The 22563-nt window shown below is 59.2% G+C and carries 20 protein-coding genes; 4 read left to right on the forward strand and 16 right to left on the reverse strand.

The genetic code is table 11. The annotated features are described in order from the left end of the window. Positions 1 to 83 precede the first annotated feature (83 nt). A complete protein-coding gene (locus tag ACTG36_RS05170) occupies positions 84 to 776 on the forward strand; it encodes a response regulator transcription factor (protein ID WP_375279717.1) in 693 nt (230 codons plus the stop codon). After that, positions 773 to 1702 carry a sensor histidine kinase gene (locus tag ACTG36_RS05175; protein WP_375279718.1) on the forward strand — a complete coding sequence of 310 codons (930 nt, stop codon included), beginning with the start codon at positions 773 to 775 and terminating at the stop codon, positions 1700 to 1702. Before ACTG36_RS05170 ends, ACTG36_RS05175 begins: the two co-directional genes overlap by 4 nt. Before the next feature lie 3 nt (positions 1703 to 1705). On the opposite strand, the gene ACTG36_RS05180 is transcribed toward ACTG36_RS05175, so the two are convergent. After that, positions 1706 to 2629: an NAD-dependent epimerase/dehydratase family protein gene (locus tag ACTG36_RS05180; protein ID WP_375279719.1), complete on the reverse strand. Its 924-nt coding sequence runs from the start codon at positions 2627 to 2629 to the stop codon at positions 1706 to 1708. A 54-nt stretch (positions 2630 to 2683) separates the two neighbouring features. Continuing rightward, entirely contained in the window at positions 2684 to 4198 is a 1515-nt protein-coding gene (locus ACTG36_RS05185) for a trimethylamine methyltransferase family protein (protein WP_375279720.1), read from the reverse strand. 79 nt (positions 4199 to 4277) lie between these two features. Here ACTG36_RS05185 and ACTG36_RS05190 point away from each other — a divergent pair, with 79 nt between their 5' ends. Both ACTG36_RS05190 and ACTG36_RS05195 read left to right on the forward strand, forming a co-directional pair. After that, positions 4278 to 5228: a LysR family transcriptional regulator gene (locus ACTG36_RS05190; RefSeq protein ID WP_375279721.1), complete on the forward strand. Its 951-nt coding sequence runs from the start codon at positions 4278 to 4280 to the stop codon at positions 5226 to 5228. A gap of 92 nt (positions 5229 to 5320) precedes the next feature. Next, complete coding sequence (locus ACTG36_RS05195; protein ID WP_375279722.1) at positions 5321 to 7753, forward strand: GcvT family protein; 2433 nt, start codon at positions 5321 to 5323, stop codon at positions 7751 to 7753. 93 nt (positions 7754 to 7846) lie between these two features. Here the strand turns inward: ACTG36_RS05195 and iolG are convergent, their stop codons facing one another. The 14 genes from iolG to cpaB all read right to left on the reverse strand — a co-directional run bounded on the left by iolG (position 7847) and on the right by cpaB (position 22546). Then, a complete protein-coding gene (gene iolG, locus ACTG36_RS05200; protein WP_375279723.1) occupies positions 7847 to 8833 on the reverse strand; it encodes an inositol 2-dehydrogenase in 987 nt (328 codons plus the stop codon). After that, on the reverse strand, positions 8830 to 9666 hold the full coding sequence (locus ACTG36_RS05205) for a class II fructose-bisphosphate aldolase (protein ID WP_375279724.1): 837 nt from the start codon (positions 9664 to 9666) through the stop codon (positions 8830 to 8832). Before ACTG36_RS05205 ends, iolG begins: the two co-directional genes overlap by 4 nt. Positions 9667 to 9777: 111 nt before the next feature. Continuing rightward, on the reverse strand, positions 9778 to 10626 hold the full coding sequence (locus ACTG36_RS05210; protein WP_375279725.1) for a 5-deoxy-glucuronate isomerase: 849 nt from the start codon (positions 10624 to 10626) through the stop codon (positions 9778 to 9780). A gap of 9 nt (positions 10627 to 10635) precedes the next feature. Next, on the reverse strand, positions 10636 to 11622 hold the full coding sequence (iolC, locus tag ACTG36_RS05215) for a 5-dehydro-2-deoxygluconokinase (protein WP_375279726.1): 987 nt from the start codon (positions 11620 to 11622) through the stop codon (positions 10636 to 10638). After that, positions 11619 to 12458, reverse strand: a complete 840-nt coding sequence (locus ACTG36_RS05220) for a phytanoyl-CoA dioxygenase family protein (protein WP_375279727.1) — start codon at positions 12456 to 12458, stop codon at positions 11619 to 11621. Before ACTG36_RS05220 ends, iolC begins: the two co-directional genes overlap by 4 nt. Continuing rightward, positions 12458 to 14314: a 3D-(3,5/4)-trihydroxycyclohexane-1,2-dione acylhydrolase (decyclizing) gene (gene iolD, locus ACTG36_RS05225; RefSeq protein ID WP_439141629.1), complete on the reverse strand. Its 1857-nt coding sequence runs from the start codon at positions 14312 to 14314 to the stop codon at positions 12458 to 12460. Before iolD ends, ACTG36_RS05220 begins: the two co-directional genes overlap by 1 nt. Positions 14315 to 14468: 154 nt before the next feature. After that, positions 14469 to 15449 (reverse strand): type II secretion system F family protein, encoded by a 981-nt coding sequence (locus tag ACTG36_RS05230; RefSeq protein ID WP_439141631.1) that lies wholly within the window; start codon positions 15447 to 15449, stop codon positions 14469 to 14471. An 8-nt stretch (positions 15450 to 15457) separates the two neighbouring features. Then, on the reverse strand, positions 15458 to 16411 hold the full coding sequence (locus ACTG36_RS05235; protein WP_375279730.1) for a type II secretion system F family protein: 954 nt from the start codon (positions 16409 to 16411) through the stop codon (positions 15458 to 15460). Further along, positions 16411 to 17655 (reverse strand): CpaF family protein, encoded by a 1245-nt coding sequence (locus ACTG36_RS05240; RefSeq protein ID WP_375279731.1) that lies wholly within the window; start codon positions 17653 to 17655, stop codon positions 16411 to 16413. Before ACTG36_RS05240 ends, ACTG36_RS05235 begins: the two co-directional genes overlap by 1 nt. Positions 17656 to 17870: 215 nt before the next feature. Beyond that, a complete protein-coding gene (locus tag ACTG36_RS05245) occupies positions 17871 to 19121 on the reverse strand; it encodes an AAA family ATPase (protein ID WP_375279732.1) in 1251 nt (416 codons plus the stop codon). Continuing rightward, positions 19118 to 19759 carry a TadE/TadG family type IV pilus assembly protein gene (locus ACTG36_RS05250; RefSeq protein ID WP_375279733.1) on the reverse strand — a complete coding sequence of 214 codons (642 nt, stop codon included), beginning with the start codon at positions 19757 to 19759 and terminating at the stop codon, positions 19118 to 19120. The genes ACTG36_RS05245 and ACTG36_RS05250 overlap by 4 nt, the downstream gene beginning before the upstream one ends. Then, a complete protein-coding gene (locus tag ACTG36_RS05255) occupies positions 19756 to 20247 on the reverse strand; it encodes a TadE/TadG family type IV pilus assembly protein (protein WP_375279734.1) in 492 nt (163 codons plus the stop codon). Before ACTG36_RS05255 ends, ACTG36_RS05250 begins: the two co-directional genes overlap by 4 nt. Next, positions 20247 to 21716, reverse strand: a complete 1470-nt coding sequence (locus ACTG36_RS05260; RefSeq protein WP_375279735.1) for a TadE/TadG family type IV pilus assembly protein — start codon at positions 21714 to 21716, stop codon at positions 20247 to 20249. The genes ACTG36_RS05255 and ACTG36_RS05260 overlap by 1 nt, the downstream gene beginning before the upstream one ends. 2 nt (positions 21717 to 21718) lie before the next feature. After that, positions 21719 to 22546 carry a Flp pilus assembly protein CpaB gene (cpaB, locus tag ACTG36_RS05265; RefSeq protein ID WP_439141634.1) on the reverse strand — a complete coding sequence of 276 codons (828 nt, stop codon included), beginning with the start codon at positions 22544 to 22546 and terminating at the stop codon, positions 21719 to 21721. Positions 22547 to 22563 lie beyond the last annotated feature (17 nt).

The raw sequence follows: 22563 nt of genomic DNA on the forward strand, positions 1-22563 counted from the left end.
GACGCATGGTGGCTGGATCATGATGTCCGCCCGTTTCCCAATGCATCTCGGTTTGATAAGCTGACCACAGGGGAGGCACGCCGATGACCAGCACAGTTTTGATTGTCGATGACGATGCAGACATCCGCGATGTGGTGCGCATTGCCTTGGCGCAGGCTGGGTTTCAAACGCAAGAGGCCGCGGACGGTGCCGCCGCACTTGAGGCCGTGTCGCGGCTTAAACCCGATTTGGTGGTTCTTGATATCGGCCTGCCTGAGATGGACGGGCTTGAGGTGTGCCGCACTGTGCGCGTGTCCAGCGATGTGCCGATCCTGTTCTTGACCGCCCAAGGGGATGAAATTGACCGGATCGTCGGGCTTGAAATGGGGGCGGATGATTACCTGCCCAAACCGTTTTCGCCCCGTGAACTTGTGGCGCGGGTTAAGGCGATCTTGCGGCGGGGCGGGACGATACCGCCCGACCAGCCTTTGCGTCATGGCATGCTTGAGGTTGATCCGGATCGTCACCTGTGCCGCGTGAACGGGGCCAAGGTGGACCTGACTGCGCGTGAGATGGACCTGCTTGTCAAATTGATGACACGGCCCGATCAGGTGCATGCGCGCCCTGCCTTGGTCGATGCCATCTATGGGGTCAATGTCCATGTCAGCGACCGCACCATGGACAGCCATTTGCGCAACCTGCGCGCCAAACTGGCGTCCGCAGGATGCGATGATGCGGTTGAAACGATGCACGGCATCGGCATCCGCATGGGCCCGTGTCGCGGGGCCGCCGCTTGACCCGGATTGCCGTCAAATGGCGTCCGCCCCTGTGGATGGTGGTGGCGGGCACTTTGGCCGTGGTGTTGTCGCTGCCGATCATCGGGATTTTCTTTGTGCGTTACATGTGGCCGGTGATTGGCTACCGCGAGGCCGTCTGGGTCGCGGGGTTCGGTGTTTTGGCAGCCACGTTTGTTCTGGGTTGGATGTTATGGCGCATCCTGTTGCGCCCGATGACCGCCCTACGGAACCGTGCATCGGGAATGCGGGCGGGGCGTGCGGATGCCCTCGATCCGTTGGATCACTATGGTACGTCGGACATGCAGGCGTTGGGGCAATCGGTGCTTGAAATGGGCCGTGCCCTGCGTGGGCGTGAGGCTGTTCTGCGTGGCTATGCGGATCACGTGACCCATGAACTGAAATCACCCCTGACGGTGGTGCGCGGGGCGGCGGAATTGCTGGCCTCCCCCGCTTTGCCAGAGGCGGAACGCGAAAAGCTGTTGGGCAAGATCGAAGGTGCGGCGGACCGTATGACCACACTTCTGGACGCGCAGCGGACCCTTGCGCAGGCGCAAGAACCCGCCGCGGCTGGGACCGCGCGATTGTCCGATGTGGCCCACGACATCACCGTTGTTCGTGACGGATTGGTACCGCTGCCTGTGCCTGCCCTGCGGCTGGTGCTGGATCATCTGGTGGGCAACGCGAAAGCCCACGGCGCAAACCATGTAGAGGTCGGATATGATGGGGTTTTGTGGGTTCAAGACAACGGGCCGGGCGTGTCACCCGGCAATCGCGACCGAATATTCGAGCCGTTTTTTACAACCCGCAGGCAGGATGGTGGCACCGGCATGGGGTTGGCCATTGTGTCACGTGTTCTCGAAGCCCACGGGGCGGAGATTGCCCTGACACCGTCGGACGCGGGGGCACGATTTGAGGTCCGGTTTTAGACCCTAGTCGTTCATGCCTTTTTTGGTCAGGAAAGACGGCAGCTTGTTTGGATCGGCTGCGGGGGGTGTTTCGTCGCTAGCGGCGGCTGGGGCCGACATCGCCTTGATCCCGGCCACGCCACTTTCGCCCAAGGGAACGGTGGCAAAGGGCCCGCCAAGGCACATCTGCGCGGCATCCGTCGGATCAGTTGGTGGGGCCGACGCAAGCAGCGCTTCTGCCCAGTCTTCTGCGTTGTCCTTGGGTTTGTAGCCCAGATAGGCCGCCTTATCGTTGTTCACCGGCGCGCGGTCGTTGTTCGAAATCCCGTAAACCACGGAAAAACCGGTGGTCGTGGCGGTCACAGACCGTTCCACAAGGTGACGCAGGTCATCAAAGCTGAGCCATGTGCGCAGCGCGCGGGCATTCTGAGGCTCTTTCGTACAAGAGAAAATCCGCAAATGGACGGATTCCACGCCGCGTTTCGCCCAATACAGCTTCCCCAAATCTTCGGTGAAACATTTGGCCAGCCCGTAGAACGTGTCGGGCGCATGGTCCACATCCAACCCAGCACCTGCCGCGTTTTCAACCATTCCGACGGCATGAACCGAGGACGCGTAGATGATGCGTTTGACGCCGTGGCGGTAGCCCGCTTCCCACACGTTGTAGGACCCAAGGTAGTTGGGTCCCAACAGTTCCTCAAACGGGCGTTCATCCGCGATCGAGGCGAAATGAACCGCCATATCGGCCCCCTTCATCAGGGGCAAAACCTCGTCAAGGTTGGCACAATTGGCCTGCACGTAGGTTTCGTTGTCCAGCAGCGTGTCGGGCGCGTCTTTGACGTCAACCGACACCAGCGTATCCGCCAAGCCCGCCAGTGTTTCGCGCAATTCCATACCGAGGTTGCCACATGCGCCAGTCAGCACAATTTTGGAGTGGAGTTTTGACATGGGTCCGGGCCTTTCGATTGGTTCGGGGCACGTTGGGCATAAGCCCGCGTGCCGTCAAGGGCGCGGGGGATGGCGGATGTCGAAGGCTGCGCGAATTTTCGCGTCCTGTTGGGCGGAAAGATACTGGGGCCGGTGGTTGGCAAGAATGTCGTCCACGCGCTGCTTGGCGCGGTCATAGGCCGTCAGCGCGCCGTTTTCGGTCCAAGTGCGGGGTTGGTCGCGGTCGGCCAAGGTGGGGTAGTGATAGTCGCGGGTCATGGCCTGATAGGTGTGATCGGATCCCAAGAAATGCCCGTCGCCAAGGATAGCCTGGGTAATGGCGTCGTAGCCCAAGGTGTCCTCGCTGACCTCAATCCCGCGCAAGGTCCGGTAGGTTTGGGCGTGCATTTCATCATCGAGCACAAAGGCCTCAAACGAAGCGCCCAGTAATGAGGCCGTCATACCGGAGCTTTCGTAAATCAGGTTGCCGCCAGCCAATGCTGCCGCCAGCGATGTCATCGCTTTTTCCGCGCCATATTGCGCGTCGATGGCTTTGGCGTCGGTCATTGAAGCAGCGACACCAGACGGCAGGCCCAGCCAGTTGATGATCTGCGCTGAGGCGGCGTTCAGCACCGTCGTCTCCCCCCCGCCGCCTGCGAAGGCACCTGTGCGCAGATCAATGACCAGCGGCCAGTTGGAAAAGATCATTGGGTGGCCCGGCTTGATCACATTCACCATAACCAGTGAGGCAAACGTTTCGGCCAGCGACATGGCCAGAAATCCCGCCAGTGTGGCAGGCGCCGTGGCCCCGGCCTGTGCTGCCGTGATGCACGAAACCGGGATGTTGTGGGCAAGGCATTCGTAGGTGACATCCACCGCATCCGCCCCGAACCGCATGGGGCTGATGACTGGTGAAATATGTGCCTTCACGAAAGGTGTTTTCGCAAATTGCCCGTCTGAGGCCATGTTAAACAGATCAACCAAGGGGGCCACGTGTTCGGCCAATGTGAACGCCGTGGCCACGTGTTTGGTGGTGTTGGCCATCAAGGCATAAGCCGTGTTCACATCCAGCGCCCATTCGCTGTCCATGTCGCCCGCGATGCAACAGCGGGTGAACCAAGCGACGTTATCGAGAGCGTCTTGCAAGCGCGTGAAATCATGCAAATCGGCAAGGGTTGAGGGGCGGTAAAGACCGGTGTCGCGGTCCAACGTATTCACCGCCGCCCCGCCGGTGCCGAAATAGACCTTGGCACCGCCCACTTCGATGGTGCGGTTGGGATCGCGGGCATGAAGGGGGAAGGTCTTGGGTGCGCGATCGATCACATCCTCGATCAGGGCCCGCGGGATCGAAAGGCGGCCATCGCCGATGGGTGTGCAGCCTGCTCGGGTCAGGTCCTCCATCAAGCGCGGAGGGATTTCACCCATGCCAAGCTCAGACAAAAGCCGCAGGGCCGTGTCGTAGATTTGGCTGCACTCTGCTTCGGTGAGCGGGCGGTACTGTCCCCCCAATTGCCCCGGTGCGGCTGGGTTGACCGCAGGTGGTGCGGCGGCGGTGGCATGGCGGGCTTTGCGGCCAGAACGTTTGGTCATGGCACAAGCGTCTGCTGTGCGCGCCTTTCGCGCAAGAGGGCTGGACAGGCTGCGGTAAAACCGAAATCATGATTTTGATATGGAGAACGCAGACCCACCGTTTACCTTTCGCGCTGCACAGATTTTTGTGGCCGCGGTTGAGGCGCAGTCCGTCACACGGGCGGCGCACAGGATGGGTATGGCACCCAGTTCAGTGTCCCAGCAGTTGTCGACCCTCGAAGCCGCACTTGGGGCGAAACTGATCGAACGATCAGCGCGTCAGTTTCGCCTGACCCGCGCGGGTGATGTGTTTTTGCCCGCCGCCAAGGCCCTTCTTGACGATGTGTCAGCTGCCAAAGCCCAGTTGGTGATGGCCGATCAGGCCCCGCCCATGGCGGTCCGTGTGGCGTCCATCGAAGAACTGGATGCGACGGTTTCGGCACCGTGGCTTTTGCGGCTAAAGGTACGGTTTCCGAATATCTCGGTCACGTTGTCCAGCGGGGCCAGTCATGAAAACCACGATGCCTTGTCCAGCCGGGCCGTGGATTTGATGATGGCCGTTGATACGGTCGCGCAGGTGGATTGGGTCGAACAACACCCGATTTTACGCGATCCTTTTGTCTTGGTCACAGCGCCTAATCTGGCCGCCGATGCGATCCTGTCGCGTCCTTTCGTGCGCTATGCGGCGGACCTTCAAATTGGTCGCCAGATTGAGGCCCAGCTGCGCCGGTCTGGTGTGATGCCTCCACGGGGATTCGAATTTTCGACCAATCAGGCGCTGTTTGCCATGACCGCCGAACTTGGCGGTTGGGCGATCACCACCGCGCTGGCGTTCTTTGGCACGCCCTTGGCGGGTGATCTGGTGCGCGCCCATGCACTGCCGGTGCCATCGTTCTCACGCGTCTTGGCGCTGCATGCACGGGCGGGCGCATTGGGCCAACTTCCGGCCCAGATGGCTGAAGACATTCGCGGCTGCCTGCGGGACAGGATCGTAAAGGACGCGCCTTCGCGATTGCCATTTTTGGGCGAGGGTCTGAAAATTCTTCGCTAATTCCGAATGATAGATTTCCTATCGGCTTGCGGGATTGATCGGTGACCTGAAATTTGATCCGATTGCGCGTCTTGTTGTCGAAAGGATGCGCCATGAAAACCCAGACCAGAGCCGTCGTCATCGGAGGTGGTATCGCCGGTTGTTCCACCCTCTATCACCTGACCCAAGAGGGGTGGACAGATGTTGTGCTGGTCGAACGGGACGAATTGACGAGCGGCACCACATGGCATTCGGCCGCGCAGGTCACGAACTTCGGCATGAACCAGACGATGGTCGGGCTAAAGACCCATTCGATCAACCTTTATCAAGAATTGCGCGATGACCCCGATTACCCGGTGCAATACAACCACGGCGACGGCGGTATCCGGCTGGCCAACACCGAGGCGCAGATGGAAGGCTATCGGCATTTTGCCTCCATGGCGCGGGGGATGGATGTCGAGTTTGAGGTGATTGATGCCGAAGAATGCGCGCGGCGGCATCCGCTGATTTCGACCGAAAACCTGTTGGGCGGTCTGTGGGACGGCAACGACGGCGACATTGATCCCGCGTCCCTGTGTCAGGCGCTGGCCCGCCGCGCACGCAAGGCGGGCGCAGAAGTGTATCGCCAGACGGAGGTCACGGGCCTGACGCAGCTGAAGGACGACAGCTGGATTGTTCATACGTCCAAGGGCGATATCGCCTGTGAAGTTGTCGTGAATGCCTGTGGATACCGCGTGAACGAAGTGGGCGCGATGATGGGCGTCCATCACCCCGTGATGTCCATGGAACACCAGTATTTTGTGACCGAAGACATCCCCGGCATCGTCGAGGCCGACCACCGGATGCCGCTGCTGCGCTGCCCGATTTCGGACTATTATTGCCGTCAGGAAAAGCAGGGTCTGCTGTTGGGATTCTATGAACAGGACTGCCGGACGTGGGGCATGGACGGGATTGATCCGAAGTTTACCAACGATTTGTGCCCTGACGATCTGGACCGGATCACCGATGTCCTTGAAGGCGCGTTTGAACGGATGCCCGCCCTGATGGACGTCGGCATCAAGAACGTGGTAAACGGCCCGATCACCTACACCATCGACGGTGCGCCATTGGTCGGGCCGATCCCCGGCAAGCGCAACGCATTCTGCATCATCGGCCTGCGCGCGGGTCTGGGCGAAGGCGGCGGGCATGGCTGGCTTTTGGCGCAACAGATTGTCCATGGCGAGGCGTGTTATGACACCTGGGTCATCGACCCACGCCGGTTCACAGGCCACACCAATGTAGAACTGACGGCACTGAAGGCGATTGAGGATTACCAAAACGAATTTCGCTTTCACTTCCCCAACGAACATCGCCCCGCCGGACGGGACGCCAAGACCACGCCTTTGACCCCAGTTTTGGCTGCTGAGGGCGCAGAATTCACAGTCGTCAACGGCTGGGAAAGGGTCGAGTTCATGAAGCCATCCCCCGATTTTCACGTGACACCGTCGTTCAAATTCGACGAGGTGTTTGATGTGGTGGGGGAGGAGGTTGCCGCCGTGCAAAATGCCGTTGGCATCGCGGAAGTCAACGGGTTCAATCGGTTTGAGATCACGGGCGCAGACCGTCACCAATTCCTTGACCGCATGTTCTGCGGACGCGTCACGCAAAAGGACGGGCGCGTGGGCTTGGGCTATCTTTTGAACGATCATGGGTGCATCAAGGGGGAGGCGACTGTCGCCAACATTCCTGCGTCAGATCGCGGCCCTGCACGGACGTGGTACGGGTCTGCGGCGGCGGCGGAATTTCATGATATGGACTGGCTGCAGGCGCATCTGCGCGCGGATGAGGACGTGCAGATCCGGTCGCTGACCAATGACCAGACCATCTTGGTGGTTGCGGGTCCCAAGGCGCGCGATGTCATGCGGGCGGTTAGCCGTGCCGATTGGTCGCGTGAGGCTTTCCCGTGGCTCAGCGTGCGGGAATGTTTCGTGGGCTTTGCCCCCGCGACAGTTCTGGGGGTCAGTTTTTCTGGTGAACTTGCCTATGAAATCCACGTACCCAACGCCAATTTATACAGCGCCTATAAAGCCTTGCGCGCGGCGGGGGAGGCCCATGGCATGCGGATGTTCGGGGCCAAGGCAGTTGATTCCATGCGGATGGAAAAGGGTTTCCTGCATTGGAAGGCGGACCTGATCACCGAATTTGATCCGTTTGAAACCGGTTTGGATCGGTTCGTAAGGATGGCCAAAGACTTCGTCGGAAAGCCTGCGCTCGAGGCCCGCGTGGCGGCTGGCAAGACAGCGCAGCTTGTGTGTCTTGATCTGGACAGCACCGATGCGGCGGCCCATGGCGGTGCGTCGGTGATGGACGGGGACCGCGTTGTGGGGACGGTCACGTCGGGCGACTGGGGGTACCGCTTGGGCAAAAACCTCGCCTATGGGTTTGTGAAGCCGGATTTTGCCAGCCTCGGCACCACGTTTGAGGTCGATGTGCTGGGTCACCGAGTCCCTGCGACGGTTGTCCCGATGGGCCTTTATGATCCCGATTATGAACGGATGCGCAGCTAGGCTTTGCCGTCGCCACCTTTGCTGGCCGCGACGCAATCTGTGATCTGGCTCGGTCGACCATGCGCAACCGGTTTGTCGCGCAGGCCACGTCACCTAAACGGCGACGGGCTGACCTGTCTCAAGAGATTTAGCGGCCGCATCTGCGAGGATTTGTGCGCGCAGGCCGTCTTCGATGGTTGGGATTTTGACGTTCGGATCGGCCAGATGGGCGATGAAGGTCTGCATCTCAATCGCGTAGGCGGCTTCATACCGTTCAAGGAAAAAGTTCAACGTTGGCGCGGCACGGAAGCCGTCGGCAGTGGCCACATCGACGGTGTTTTCCAAGACATTGGCCGCACGCAGCATGCCGTCCGATCCATGGACTTCGATCCGCTGGTCGTAGCCGTATGTCGCACGGCGCGAGTTGCTGATCTGACAGATTTTGCCGGAGGCGGCCGTCAGGGTGACGGCGGCGGTGTCCACATCACCGGCCTTGCCGATTTCAGGGTCCACAAGGGCCGCACCCACGGCGAAAACCTGCACCGGTTCTTCGCCCAACAGGAACCGGGCCATGTCCAGATCATGGATCATCATGTCGCGAAAGATGCCGCCTGAGGACGTGATGTAGCTGATGGGCGGCGGGGACGGGTCGCGGGACAGGATCGTCACGATTTCCACGCTGCCGATTTCACCAGCCACAATGCGGTTGCGGACATTGGCAAAATTCGGATCAAAGCGGCGGTTGAACGCGGTAAAAAACGCGACGCCTGCTTCGTCGACAATCTGCATCAACGTCCGGATGTTGTCGGCAGACATATCAACCGGCTTTTCGCAAAAGATGGCTTTACCGGCTTCGGCTGCGGCTTTGATGATGTCAAAGTGCGTATCGGTTGGCGTGCCGACGACGACGGCGTCGATGTCATCACTGGCGATGATCTCATCCGTGGTACGCACGTCTGCATTGCAGGATTTGGCCAGCTTTTCAGCGGCCTCGGGGAAAAAATCCGATACGGCTATGACATCCACGTCGTCCATACCGCGCAAGGTGCGTGCGTGAACGATACCGATGCGGCCACAGCCCAAGATGCCAATGCGTGTCATGTGTCGTCTCCCTTAAAGGCGCGCAGCACAGTGCGCGTGGCCGCGACCAGTGGGTCGTGGGTGTCTTTGAGAATCTGGTTCCGGTCAAAACGGCTGTCGTCGCTGTTCACAGCGTCCCGCAGGGCCGCGCCAAAGGCCATGCGCAATTCGGTGCCGATGTTGAATTTGCAGATGTTGGACGTCCGAGCCAGTGAGGTGCGTTGCGCCATGGGCACGCCGGATCCGCCATGAATGACCAGCGGCGTGTCGGTCAGGGCCTGAATTGCGCGGATGCGTGGTTCATCCAGACCGCCGTCTTTGTCCTGTTGCAGATGCACGTTGCCCACGGAAATTGCCATGGCGTCGACGCCCGTTTCACGGGCGAATTGCGCGGCTTCCTGCGGGTCGGTTCCGGCGGAGGCTTCGCCGTCGGCGTAGCCCACAAAGCCGATTTCACCTTCGCAGGAGATGCCCGCGGCATGGGCCATTTCGGCAATCGCGGCGGTTTCATCAATGTTTTGCTGGAGAGGCTTGCGGGAGCCGTCGAACATCAGGGATGTGAAACCACTGTCCAAGGCCTCTTTGCAGTCGTCGAATGTGTACCCGTGATCAAGGTGGGCCACGACTGGCACGGATGCGCCCTCGGCCAGGTGGCGGAACATTTTGCCAAGGATCGGCAGCGGCGTGTGTTCGCGGCAACCGGGGCCTGCTTGCAGAATGACGGGGCAGTTTTCGGCCTCTGCTGCGGCAACATAGGCGCGCATGTCTTCCCAGCCCAAAGTGACCAGACCGGCGACGGCGTGGCCTTGGGTGAGGGCGGGTTGAAGGACGTCGCGCAGGGTGACGAGGGGCATGTATGATCTCCGAGCGGCCCGCTTGATTAGAACGTGGGGGTGAGTTTTTGGGGCCAGATGAAGCAGGGGGTGCGTGCCTCTGAGAGGGCGCGGGTTAACCTTAATCGGGCGTTACTTGAACTTGGCGACCATGTCCTTAATGCCAGGAATGGTTTCGACCTGATAGGCGTGGGTCGGCTGGAAATATTGCACCAATGAGCGCTGGCTGAAGCCGCCGAGGATGGTGAAATAATACATCTCATACCCCGGCATGACGACGCAGGGATGATAGCCCGACCCCAGCAGGATCGTGGAGCGATCCATGAGTTGGTAGGCATCACCGGGTTCACCTTCTTTGTGCTGGATGATTTGAACCGCAGACCCGTGGTTGGGCCGGAACCGGAAATTATAGGTCTCATCGTGGCGGGTTTCGATGATGGTGCCGTTGTCATCAGTGCGGTCGGTGTCGTGTTTGTGCGGCGGAAATCCGGACCAGCCGCCCGCGCCCACGGTAAAGAGTTCGGACACCAGTAAGCGGCCGACCTTGCCCGCTTCCCGCTGGCCGAGGATGTGTTTGATGGACCGGTGCGTCTTCGTGTCGTCGGACCCGTATTGGACATAATCATGTTCGCGCACATCGAACGGATCGAGGACCTTGTCGTACTTCGCACCGGCGATGAACGTTTCAGTGTCGGTCTTGGCGACGATGGTCGCAGTTGCGCCGACGGGGACATAAACGCCCTGTGGCTGGCCATCCCAAACATCCATGCCGCGCCCGCCAAGTGCGTCAAAGGCCACGCCTTCGACATCCACATCAACGGTGCCGGTGGCCGGAACAATGCAAGTTTCATAGCCCGGAACCTGATAGGTGAACGCCTCACCAGCTTTGAGTTTGACGATGTTGAAATAGTTCAGCGGGACCGTCGGGTCATCGGCGTCAACAATGGGTTTGTTCTGGTTGTCATGGGGCGCGATGTGCATGGGGTGGTCCTATTGCGTGGGGCCGGCGGTGGGGCCGGGGTGATCTGTGAGAAATGCGTCAAGCTGGGCGGTGTCGGGCATGGCCGGAGCGCAGCCGGGTTTGGCCACGACAATCGAGGCACAGGCCGACCCGCGCAGAATGGCGGTTTTGAGGTCGCGGTTTTCGGCGAGGGCGGCCATGAAACCGGCCATGAAACTGTCGCCTGCCCCGGTGGGTTTGACGGCCTCGGCGGGGTAGATGCCGGTGGGGATTTCATCGGTTGCAGTATAGGTGACCGCGCCATGTTGGCCCATTTTGTAGACGACAATCGCGGCGCTGGTCTGGGACAATTCGCGTGCTTTCGCGCGGCCCTTGTCCATGCCGCCCGCCATGAAGCCGAATTCTTCGTCGTTGCCCACGATGACATCCGACAGTGCGCCCGCGCGGGACAGAACGTCTGCTGCGACCTCAGCGCTGGGCCACGAATAGGGGCGGTAATCCACGTCAAAGATGATCGGAAGACCGGCCTTCTTCGCCAAATCAAACGCCCGAAAGGCCGCCGTGCGGCTGGGGTCGGAGGCAAAGACAGTGCCGGCGGTGATGAGGGCGGTGAATTGGGTGTAATCCACGGCCTCAACGTCCTCGACCGACATCTGGAAATCGGCGGCATTATTGCGGTAGATGACCGACTGATGATCCTCGACCCGCGTTTCGTAGACGGCCAAGGACGTACGTTCTTCGCCTTGGATGGTGCGCACATGGGCGCGGCCCACGCCGTAGGCATCCAACTGGTTGAGGCAGTAGCGCCCGACAGCATCATCGCTGACACAGGTCACAAGGTCCGCGTTCAGCCCAAGTTTCACCAGTCCTGCCGCGATATTGGCGGACGACCCGCCCATGGCCACAAACATATCCGTGGCATGTTCCGTCTGGGCGCGGTCTGTGGGGCTCAGGTCCATGCCGACGCGGCCTACCACGATAAATTTACCACCTTTGATCCCGTCTAATGCCGTCATGTCCGCCCCTCGGCGTTCATCGCATCGGCTTTGTCCAGAACCTCAGGATATGGGTGGTTGAGGCCGATGATTTGGCGAAGCTCCGCACTGGCGGAGTCTTTGAAATCTTGGCTGAGGCCTGCGGGCAAATCTTCGAGGGGTTTGACCCATTTCGGCACGTAGTTCGACAAAACCGCATTGCGGTCATGGTCTGCGGTGTTGGGCATCGCACAGTGCCACGCGGCGCCAAAGAACAACACTGTGTCACCGGGATTGCCCAGCATCCGGTCGCAGGTGTCAAAGAAGTTGTCCGCTTCGGTCGGATAGCGCAGGTCCTTTTGGGTGCCGGGCATAAATGCGGTCGCGCCGCTTTGTTCGGTGAAAGGATCGAGCATGATCGTCACTTGGGCGTTCACGGGGTAGGACGCATTGAGGCGCGCGGGGTGGGACGGCAGGTCATGCATGTCCCAATAGGGGTAGTCCACATGGGGTTCTTGGCCCGGTCCACCGGGCAGGATGCGATTGGCCGCGATGGATCCCATGACCATATCGGTGCCCAGAAACGCCCTGAGACAGTCCAGCAAAACCGGATGTGTAGCCATGTCGGCAAAAACATCGCCCTTGGCCAGCAAGTTCCAGACACGGCGCTGCAGGTTGATCTTACCATCCTGCGCGGCGGCGCCTTGAAAGTGCGTGACCTTCTCTGCCTCAGCGTTGGAATGATCCATGATGATCGCCCGCGCCTGCGCGATCTGATCGTCGGAAAACAGGCCCGTGAAGCGTACAGCGCCCGCCCCATCAAGGAGTTCTTCAACGATTTCAACGGGATCATACGTGTCTGCGGTAAAGGTTTTCATCAGACGCCATGCCTTTGTTTGCTGCGGGTGGCTTCCTGATCTGCGTGGGCGTCGCGAATGCGGGCGCTGTCTGACACTTCGGGGGTTCCGACCTCCCACCATGTGTGGCCCTGTGCGGTCCATCCCTCATAGGCGTCGACGTTCATCACAATGACGGATGTTTTGTCGGCGGCTTTGGCGCGTTTGAACGCCTCAGCCAGTTCGGCTGGGTTCGACACGGTTTCGGCATTGGCGCCCATGGCGGCGGTGTGGGCCTCAAAATCAAAGCCGATCTGACGGGTCGCCGTGGGCGTGTCCGCGATCAGGTTGTTGAAGCTTTCGTTGCCGGTGTTGTTTTGCAGCTTGTTGATGACGGCAAAGCCGCCGTTGTCCAGCACGAGGATGATCAGCTTTTTGTCGGTCAAAACAGAAGAATAGATGTCTGAATTCATCAGCAGGTAGGACCCGTCGCCCGTGAAGACGATGGTGTCCTGATCCGGTTCCCGTTCGGCCTGCGCGATCCGCGCCCCCCAACCACCAGCGATTTCATAGCCCATGCAGGAAAAGCCGAATTCCACATCCACAGTGCCGATGTCCAGCGTCCGCCAGTTTGCAGTGACTTCGGCAGGAAGACCACCGGCAGCAGCCACGATCCGGTCGCGCGGGTCGCACAGATTGTTCACGACACCGATGGCTTGGGCATAGCTGTTGGGGCGGTTGCCGGGTTTGACGTTCTCGGCCACGTAAGCGTCCCATTTTGTGCGTTCGTTCTGGGCAAACGCTGTCCAGCCGGCGGGGGCTTTGTATTCGCCAGCCAGTGAGGCCAAGCAAATCGCGGCGTCACCTATGACGGGCAGGGACATGTGTTTCATGGCATCGTGACGGCCCACGTTGATGCCGATGATCTTGGCGTCCTTGGCAAAAGCTGTCCAGCTGCCGGTTGTGAAATCCTGCAACCGAGTGCCCACAGCCAAGATCACATCGGCCTGTTCCGCGATGGCATTGGCGCTGTCTGATCCGGTGACGCCCAAGGGGCCGCAGTTTAACGGATGGTCTGATTTCATATTCGCGCGGCCTGCGATGGTTTCGACCACGGGAATGCCGCTGTCTTCGGCAAAGGCCGTCAGTTCAGCCACGGCACCAGAATACTGCACGCCGCCGCCAGCGATGATCATCGGGCGTTTTGCTGTTTGCAGCAGCGCGAAGGCATCAACGACCTCTTCCATATCGGGGGCTTGTTTGCGGATGCGATGGACGCGTTTTTCGAAGAACGTTTCGGGATAGTCATGGGCCCAGCCCTGCACATCCTGTGGCAAGCCGATGAAGGCAGGGCCACAATCGGCAGGGTCCAGCATCGTGGCAAGCGCGGCTGGCAAAGATTGGATGATCTGCGCGGGGTGCGTGATCCGATCCCAATAGCGCGACACCGCCTTGAAAGCATCGTTCACACCCAAGGTCGGATTGCCGAAATGTTCCAGCTGTTGCAGCACCGGATCGGGCAGGCGGGTCAGAAACGCATCCCCGCAGAGCATCAACAGGGGCAAGCGGTTCGCATGCGCCAATGCAGCCGATGTCAGCAGGTTCGCCGTGCCCGGCCCGGCGGAAGCCGTGCAAAACATAAACCGCTGCCGCAACCATTGTTTGGCATAGGCCGCAGCGGCAAAGCCCATGCCTTGCTCGTTTTGACCACGATACAACGGCAGCGTATCTTGGACACCGTAAAGCGCCTCCCCCAGACAGGTGACATTGCCGTGCCCGAAAATGCCGAAGCCGCCGCCGCAAACCCGATATTCTGCGCCATCAATTTCGATGAACTGGTTGTTCAAATAGCGAATGATCGCCTGCGCTGTGGTCAGCCGCACGGTTGCGTCCGTCATGGGCGCGTCTCCTCCCTGGGTGTGGGCGGTCAAGCGCCGCCCACATGTTTCAACCACCGACGATAACGATTTTGCAACCGGTTGCAATCGCGTTTTCCAAATTCTGTTTTCGGTTTCGGAAAAACCTGCTGTCATAGTCGAAGGTCAGTGCGCTTCAATCACCGAAAACTTGCATATACCGCAAGATTGTGGGGCCCAAGGTGATCAGAAATAAGGCTGGCAACATCATGCTGGCCATGACGCCTGACATTTTGACCGGCAACTTATTGGCCTGTTCCACGGCTTTCATTTCCCGTGTTTCCCGCATTTCTTTGGCGTAGGCATTCAACGCCGATGAGATTGAGGTCCCAAAATCCATCGATTGGCTGATGAGTTGGGCGAAAGACATGGCTTCTTCCACGCCGGTGCGTTCGGCCATGTCATACAAGGCATCCTTTCGGTCGCGCCCAGCAAGAATTTCTGCCTGACACATCAAAAATTCTTCTGAAATCGGTGGGCACACCTCGGACAAGACTTGGCCGACGCGGGTCATAGATGTGTCAAATCCCATTCCCGCCTCGGTCGAGATTTGCAGCAGATCCAACGCGTTGGGAAAGCCTTGCTCGATCTGGGTTTTGCGTGCCTTTACCCGACGGTTGAGCCAGATTGTCGGGGTGTAGAAACAAACGGCAACTGTGATCGCCGCCAGTTGCGCAGCCCCAAGCGGGGACATCCCCTGAAAGTATGACGCAAACGGTTCCGGCAGCGCCGCCGCTTGGTGCAATCCGTACATGGACATGACAATCAGGGGCCCCGCCACCGCTGCCAAAAAGCGGATCAGGAAGAAATTGCGCATGGCGTTGGGGCTATCAAACCCCGCCCGTCGCAGTTGCAGTTGAACCTGCGTTCTTTCGGTTTTCGTATCGGGCAACAATGCTTTGAACAGCCCTTCGGGCGTGTGATCGCGCGCCGTGCGTAGATCAATCCGGCGTCCAGGATCGCCGTACGTCTTAGTTAATTTGGCCAGTCGTTCAGCAGCTACACCCGGGCCGGAAAAGGTAAAATGCGCCGCAGCCCCGATGAATACCCCAGCCACTGCCAACAACAGCAACGTGAAGGGGGACAGGTCAGGCAAAAGGTTGAAAAGCGTATCCATTGCCATCCTCAATATTTAAAATTGACGAGGCGGCGCAGGATCAACCCGTTGCCGATCACGAAGAAAAGGATGGCGGCACACATCGGGTAGAACAACGGATCGTCCTGCACTGACGTATAGTAATCGGGGGCCGTCAGCAGCGTGCCGACATACATCACAAACGGCAGCGCTGATAGCAGGATGGCGGAAATACGACCTTCGGAACTGACAGCTTTGATCCGGCGGCGCATGGCAAACCGGTTGCGGATCACGGTCGACAATGTGGCCAACATGGCCGCCAAATTGCCCCCTGTCCCGTGCTGAATACGGATGGATGCAGCCAGATAGTAGGTGTCCTCAATATCCATCCGGCGGGCCATATCTTCGATCGCGTCCGGCAGACTGTCGCCATATACCACTTGATCAGCCATGCGCTGAAATTCGGTTGCAACCGGATCGGGCATGTTGGACGCCACGGCGCGGATTGTGGTGTTGACTGGATGGCCCACGGACAGGCCGCGTTTCATCTGATCAAGGGCATCCGGCAATTGCCGAGAAAACGCATCGACGCGGCGATTGCGCACGATATTGATATAGCCCACAGGCGCCACGAACCCCACGAAGACCGCAGCGAGGGCGGCAACCGGAATTCCGACAAAAGGACTGCCCAAAAATAAAGTTACACCCATCGCAAGACCGGACATAACAAAGACCCGTTTGGGGCTGATGGTCAGGCCCGCTTGCGCCATGCGACCTGGCAATTGTCCCAAGATCGGGATGCGGGTCCAGGCTGGCCGATCCACTTTGCGACGCAATTGCGCCATGGCCGTTTCAACCTGATCTCCGCCAGAAAGTGCCCGCAAGCGTTGCGTTTTGGGATCGTTGGCGTTTTCGTCAAAAAACATCTGACGGATGCCTTCAAAAAACAGCACGACACTAACGAGAATTGCAAAGTAGAGGATGTAGCGCGGTTCCATGGTCATCAGGTTGCAGCCTCCGGATCGCGAAAGACTTCGGCTGGCAATGCGTACCCTGCTGCGGCCAAAACATCGCCCGTTTGCGGGCGCACGCCCGTGGGCCCAAAATGGCCGAGGACCTTGCCGTCTTCTCCGATGCCGATGCGTTTGAAGGTGAAAATATCCTGCATCAGAACCGCCTCGCCTTCCAAACCGGTGACTTCGGAGATCGAGGTGATTTTTCGGCTGCCGTCGGCCAATCGGTTGAGTTGTATGACAAGATGAATGCCCGCGCCAATCTGGCTGCGCACGGCTGACATTGGCAGTTCAGACCCCATCATGATGACCATCTGTTCAAGGCGGCTCAGCGCGTCGCGCGCCGTATTGGCGTGGATGGTGGTCATCGATCCGTCATGGCCGGTGTTCATGGCCTGAAGCATATCAAAGGCCTCCGATCCGCGACATTCGCCGATCACAATGCGATCGGGGCGCATGCGAAGGGCGTTTCGGACCAGCAGTCTTTGGCTGATTTCTCCTCTGCCTTCGGCATTTGCGGGACGTGTTTCGAGACGCACAACGTGGTCTTGCTGCAATTGCAACTCGGCGGCGTCTTCAATGGTGACAATGCGTTGATTGCGATCAATGTGGCTGGAGAGCGCATTGAGCATCGTGGTCTTGCCCGACCCTGTCCCGCCTGAGATTAAGATATTGAGACGTGCCTTAACCGCCGCCGCAAGAAAAATTGCGGCTTCTTCCGACAGCGCGCCGAAGGTCACCAGTTTGTCCATCGTCAGCTTGTCGGCCGAAAATTTCCGGATCGAGAGGGAGGGGCCGTCAATGGCGCAGGGCCGGACAATCGCATTGACGCGACTGCCGTCGGGCATGCGCGCGTCGACCCAAGGCTGGCTTTCGTCGATACGCCGACCGACGCGGCTGACGATCTTGTCGATGATCCGCAACAGGTGCTTTTCGTCGTGAAAGCCGCTCGCGATGCGTTCCAGCAGACCTTTGCGTTCGACGAAGACATGATCGGCACCGTTAACCAAGATGTCGGAAATGGAGGGATCTGCCAGGAGCGGTTCAAGAGGGCCAAGGCCCAAGACCTCATCCATAAGCTCGTTGATCAGCTTGTTGAATGTCTCAGAACCGAGGGAGATGTCGTCATCTTCAAGGTTTTGAAGGACGATCGCGTTCACCTCACGGCGCAACTCGGACGTGTCGACCTGATCGATGATGGACAGGTTCATCTGCTCCAGAAGGTTTTCGTGCATCTTCTGTTTGAGTTGAAACCAAGAGGTTGTCGTCGCCGAAGGGGCAATCCGATCTGCTGTGGGGGGGGCCGTCCGTGCGGACCCGCGTTGGGGCAATATCGATTTGATCTGCGACTGACGTCGCTGGGTTGTGGGGCTCGCGGATGGAGCTGTGGTGACAGGCGCATCCGTTGTCTGTGCACGCGTCGACGAAAAATTCTTAAACACGGCCATGGTTATGCCCTCCGCCGTGTGCTCGAAGACTGTGCCTCCGTCAGTGTGGTGACGATAGGGGTCAATGCCCTGGCGATTGGTGATCTTGGTCTGTGGACCAGAATGGGCACACCTGCATCCGCCGCCCGTCTGGCGGATTTGTCATCGCGCGGAATCCAATGGAAAATTTTCCGATCCAGAAAGGTTTCGGCTTCTTTCAGGGCAGCCGCCGTGTTGTTGGTTTTTGCATCCTTGGACACCGCGACCTCAATGGGAAGGCTGGGGTGTTCGTCGGAAAACGTTTCAATCAGACGGCGTGTTTGACGCAAAGTGTGAACGGAATGATCGGTCAGAATAATGAAGCGGTCAGCGCGGATGAGGACCGCGTCGATCCATTCACAAACGGCGCGGGGCAAATCCAGAATCACATAGTCATAAGCGAGCCGCAGGTCATCAAGCAGTGCGGCAAGCATATCGGAATGCAAGATGTCCAAGGGCGCAAACGCCAGCGGCGCGGGCATGACATCAAAGCCCCCTGCGTCAAAGGTTTTCATCGTCCTGGGAATAAAATCCTCTCTCGGTGCCACCTCTGACTGAAGCCAATCCATGACGTCGCCCTCGTCGTGCAGATCAAGCGAAGCGCCCAGTACACCGTTCTGGATATCAAGATCGATCACTGCGACGCGCGGCGCTTTCCCATGTGCGTCGTTTTTCTGAGGGTGGGCCAATTGCGTCGCAAGATTGAGGACCGTCGTGGTTGCCCCAACACCCCCGCGCGCAGAACACATCGCGATGATCAGACCATTGTGCAGATCACCACCATGTCGCTGGGCAGAGTGCTCTTGGGGCTGCTCGACGTCTTCTGACTGGGCAGGTACCGGTGCAATCGACGTCATGGGTATGACCTCGTCCACGCCCGCGTCCATCAAAGCACGTGCTGTGGCAAGGGTCACTGTCTGCGCCGTAACGCCCAGAAATTTGAGCCCGCTATGACCCATGTCTCGAAGGGTTTGCAGTGCCTCCAGATCGTCATTTGCCCCAACACGGATATCAAAAATGATCAGATCGGTTGCTGCGATGTCCACCGATGGCACACGCGCCAAGTCCGCCAACGAGGTTTCACGATGGCCAACGGTCAAAGACGCATCTTGCGCCAAAGCCTTGGCCACCTGTTCTGCCGTACCCGGCACATCGGACACGACAAGCGTTCGTGTTTGCTGCGGTTCCGCAGCCTGTCGTGGGGGGGCACTGGGTGCTGGATGCGGAAGGGTCATGAGGATTCTCCATCAAAAAGGGCCTCAGCAGGGAGGGAATTGCTCATGCTGGGGAAAGCGAATTCTTCGCCAATGGTGGTGCTGGAATTTGCGCCGATCACTGTCGCTAAGGCGCCGATCGGGGTTACGAATTCGAAATTCAACTCTTCAAGTTCGGCGGTGACGACGGGCGTGTAGGGTCCGCCCAAAAACCCTAGATCAGGGTCGAAGGCGTAGCTGAACCGCAGATTGGCTGCGGTGGCGTTTGTGGGCAGCAAGGTGCGGATCTGGTTGTATATTTCAAGGCCGGTCTGGGTGTGGTCAGCACTGCACGAAACGGTCGTTTCGGTTTGGCAAAGTGTTGGATCAGCCGAACAAGACATGCCAACCGTCAGGGCGGTGTTGGCACTCGACAGAGGGTTACGTTGATTGATCACTGGAACGCCCAGACAAATCGGAGCCTGCACAACGGCCAGCCTGACCGCACGTTCGGTCGCCTTTTGCGCCATGACGTAGGAGAACCCAAGCCGGCCGAAATCAATCAGCCCGAACGCAAGAAACAGGAAAAACGCTGCGACAAGGCCGAATTCAACCAGCGTCGCGCCGTCTTCATCGCGCCGGAACCGCCGAAACCGCGAGGTGAGGGGCCTAAGGGTCATGTTCCGAAAATCCGCCCAGTGTCGCTGATGACCGTCGTGACTTTGGGCAAAGACAGGTCGAAAAAGCTAAACACGCCCGCGAAGGGGTAATCGATTTCAAGCTGCGCGGTGACGGTCGCGACGGGGACTGTGCCCATGGCGTAGTTTCCGCTGATACACGCCAACGTCGGAATGACGGACGTGACTGAAATTGTGCTGGGAAAGAGGTCGGTTCCCGATTGCGATTGGCGTACGATCGACCCTGCGCGCGCTGTCCATTGGGTCAGGCCGCCGCCGGTTTCGCAGATATCAGACGCCTCAGCGCGGGCGATGAACCGCGTGGCATCGCGCACACCGGCAATCGTCGTCTGATAGGCCCAAAAGGTTCGGCTGCCTTCAATGATCACCGCAAAAATCAGCAGCATCAGAGGCAAAACAAAGGCAAATTCGACCAGTGCTGCGCCATCATCTGCGCGGCGGAAGCGCGATATTCGGGATATGAAAGACATCAGTCGTAAAGCCGGACAAGGGATCGGACTCTGGCGTTTGTGACGTTGTCCTGCGGGTCGGACGACAAGCCACCGAGGATTTCCACTTGTAGGGTTCCCGCAGGGTCCAGCCCGGCAGGCGACAGCAAGAAGACTTCAGCATAGTCGATGATTGGCAACGTTTCGACGCTGGCATTGATCCCTCCGCCCGAACAATCCACGAAAGCAGTTACAACGACGCGGCGTGCAGGATCAGCGCTGATCTGGCTGGAACAAGACGGCAGGATGCTGTCGGTAATGTCGGTCACAAGACCGCCCAGTCCTCCGCCGCCAAGCCCCGCGAGAAGTCCACTTGATGACCCGCCGCCACTGGCTGATGCTTCGATTTCGGCCAGATAGAAATCATATCGTGTGGTTGCGTCGGGATGGGGATCTGTCCCGCCATAGTTGGCGTCGATATAGGCTTGCCGTCCGTCGGACCAATCGCCGTTGCCCAGTAAGGGACATCCTCCGGTTGACTGGCAATCGTCGCCCGGAAGGCCCATCACACTTGTCGAGACTTGCGGGTCATTTGCGATGCACTGACCGCTGCTGGGTTGAAAGCTGCTCAGTACGTTGGGGGCGGCCGGATAAAGGGGATTGTTGACCAACCCTGTAGCTGCCCCGCCGAAGATGTCGAAACGCGTGTTCAAGGCAGAGTCGATTTCAAGATCGAGAAGATTGGTCGGCGCCGCAGCCTCCGTATCGGGGAAGCAACTGGCGCGGGGTCCTTCGGCGGCAATCTGGCACAGATCAAGTCCGAGGCCGCTCAACCCGTCACACAAGGCGTCCACTGCGGGGACAACTTCATTGACGGGCTGCAACATGGCTACGACCCCTGGAACAAGGGTTCCGGTCGATACGCTGACGTCCAGCGTCATTGAGGTGCCGATGCTGGCGTCGACATTGATGCCGGCGGCCGGCGCGCAGATCATCAATGGGGTGATATCGCACGCCTGTCTTTCAAATCCTGCAGTGGCGCGGGCCGCCACAGTGGCCGCGCCGTCTGTGTCCGTTCCGCTAAGTGCCGCAAAGGCTGCTCCGAAGATGGGGGAGACATCACGCGGCGTCACGTCGATGGTGACAAATCGTGCTTCGGTCGGATCGTTTGTGGGTGGTGTCGTGGCATCGGGGCGCGTGCTGTAAAACGTCAGCGTAAAGTCACCTCCATTTAGTGTGGACGCGCCATCGCCAAAGGACTGGCTGTCGGTGATCAGAAATTGGGCGGCCTCGGTTGCGCGCGCGATGGCGGTGGGCGACCTGTCCAGTTCTCCGGCGGCGGCGAGGGCCACATTATCTGCGAATGATTGCATTTCCGATTGGGTGGATGCAGCGCGCCCAAAATCAAAACTCAATGCGAGGACGCCAAAGAAGATGGCCATCATGACCGCGAAAAGCGCGAGGATTGATCCGTCTTCGTTGCCACGGAAATCAGAGAGTTTCTTCTGCATTTTCATTGGTCGTGTACCACGTCTTGTGACTGTGTGCCGCGACGCACGCGCACGGTTGTGAGGGCAGGTGCTGGGACCGCCACCGGCGCAGGTGCCGCTATGATTTCTTCTGTTTCACCCCAAATATCGTCGAGAGTGATTTCGGACAGGTCTTCGTCGGACAGTTGAATGTCATCATTGCGCAACGTCAGGCTCAACATGCCGACTTGCTGGGCCAGCACCAGCTTCTGGCTGTCCCTTTGGCCGACTTCAACAGTGACGGTTCGGGTGGCACGGGCGCGGCTGTCGTCGGCAGAAGTGTCAGCGGCCAGAACACGGATGTCTTGTAAAATTGTGCCCGTACGCAGGGTGCTGCCGCTCCCTTGGGTGAGGACAATATCGATGCGGTCGCCGGGGGTGACGAAGCCACCAACGGCAGTGGTTTCATCAACACGGATGGCCACCGCCCGTGTTCCGGGATTTAGCGACCGTCCGATGCTGACCGTTGCGCCGAAATCGGACACGGTGCTGGCGAGGATTAGATCGCCTGCCATGATTGTTTGCGTGGCCCTGCGCGGTGGGGTGCCATCTGCGCCCAGAAGCGCTGTTGTGCCGTCAAACGCCCCTTCTGGGGCGAGGTCTTTGGGCCAGGTTTGTGGCACCAATTGATCGCGGCTGATGGGGTCGCCAAAGGGTATATCCGTCGCCGCTGCGAGCAACGTGATGCTGTTTGATGCCTCCGCATCGGAGGCCGTCGCCGGTTGCGCATTCAACAGACCTTCGGCCACGTAAATCGACCCGATCGCAAAGATCAGTCCGGTCAACGAGAAAAGGATGGGTTTGAGGCGCATTGCTGGCTTTCCGGTTG

Source organism: Pseudooctadecabacter sp. (assembly GCF_965657175.1).
GTDB lineage: Bacteria > Pseudomonadota > Alphaproteobacteria > Rhodobacterales > Rhodobacteraceae > Octadecabacter.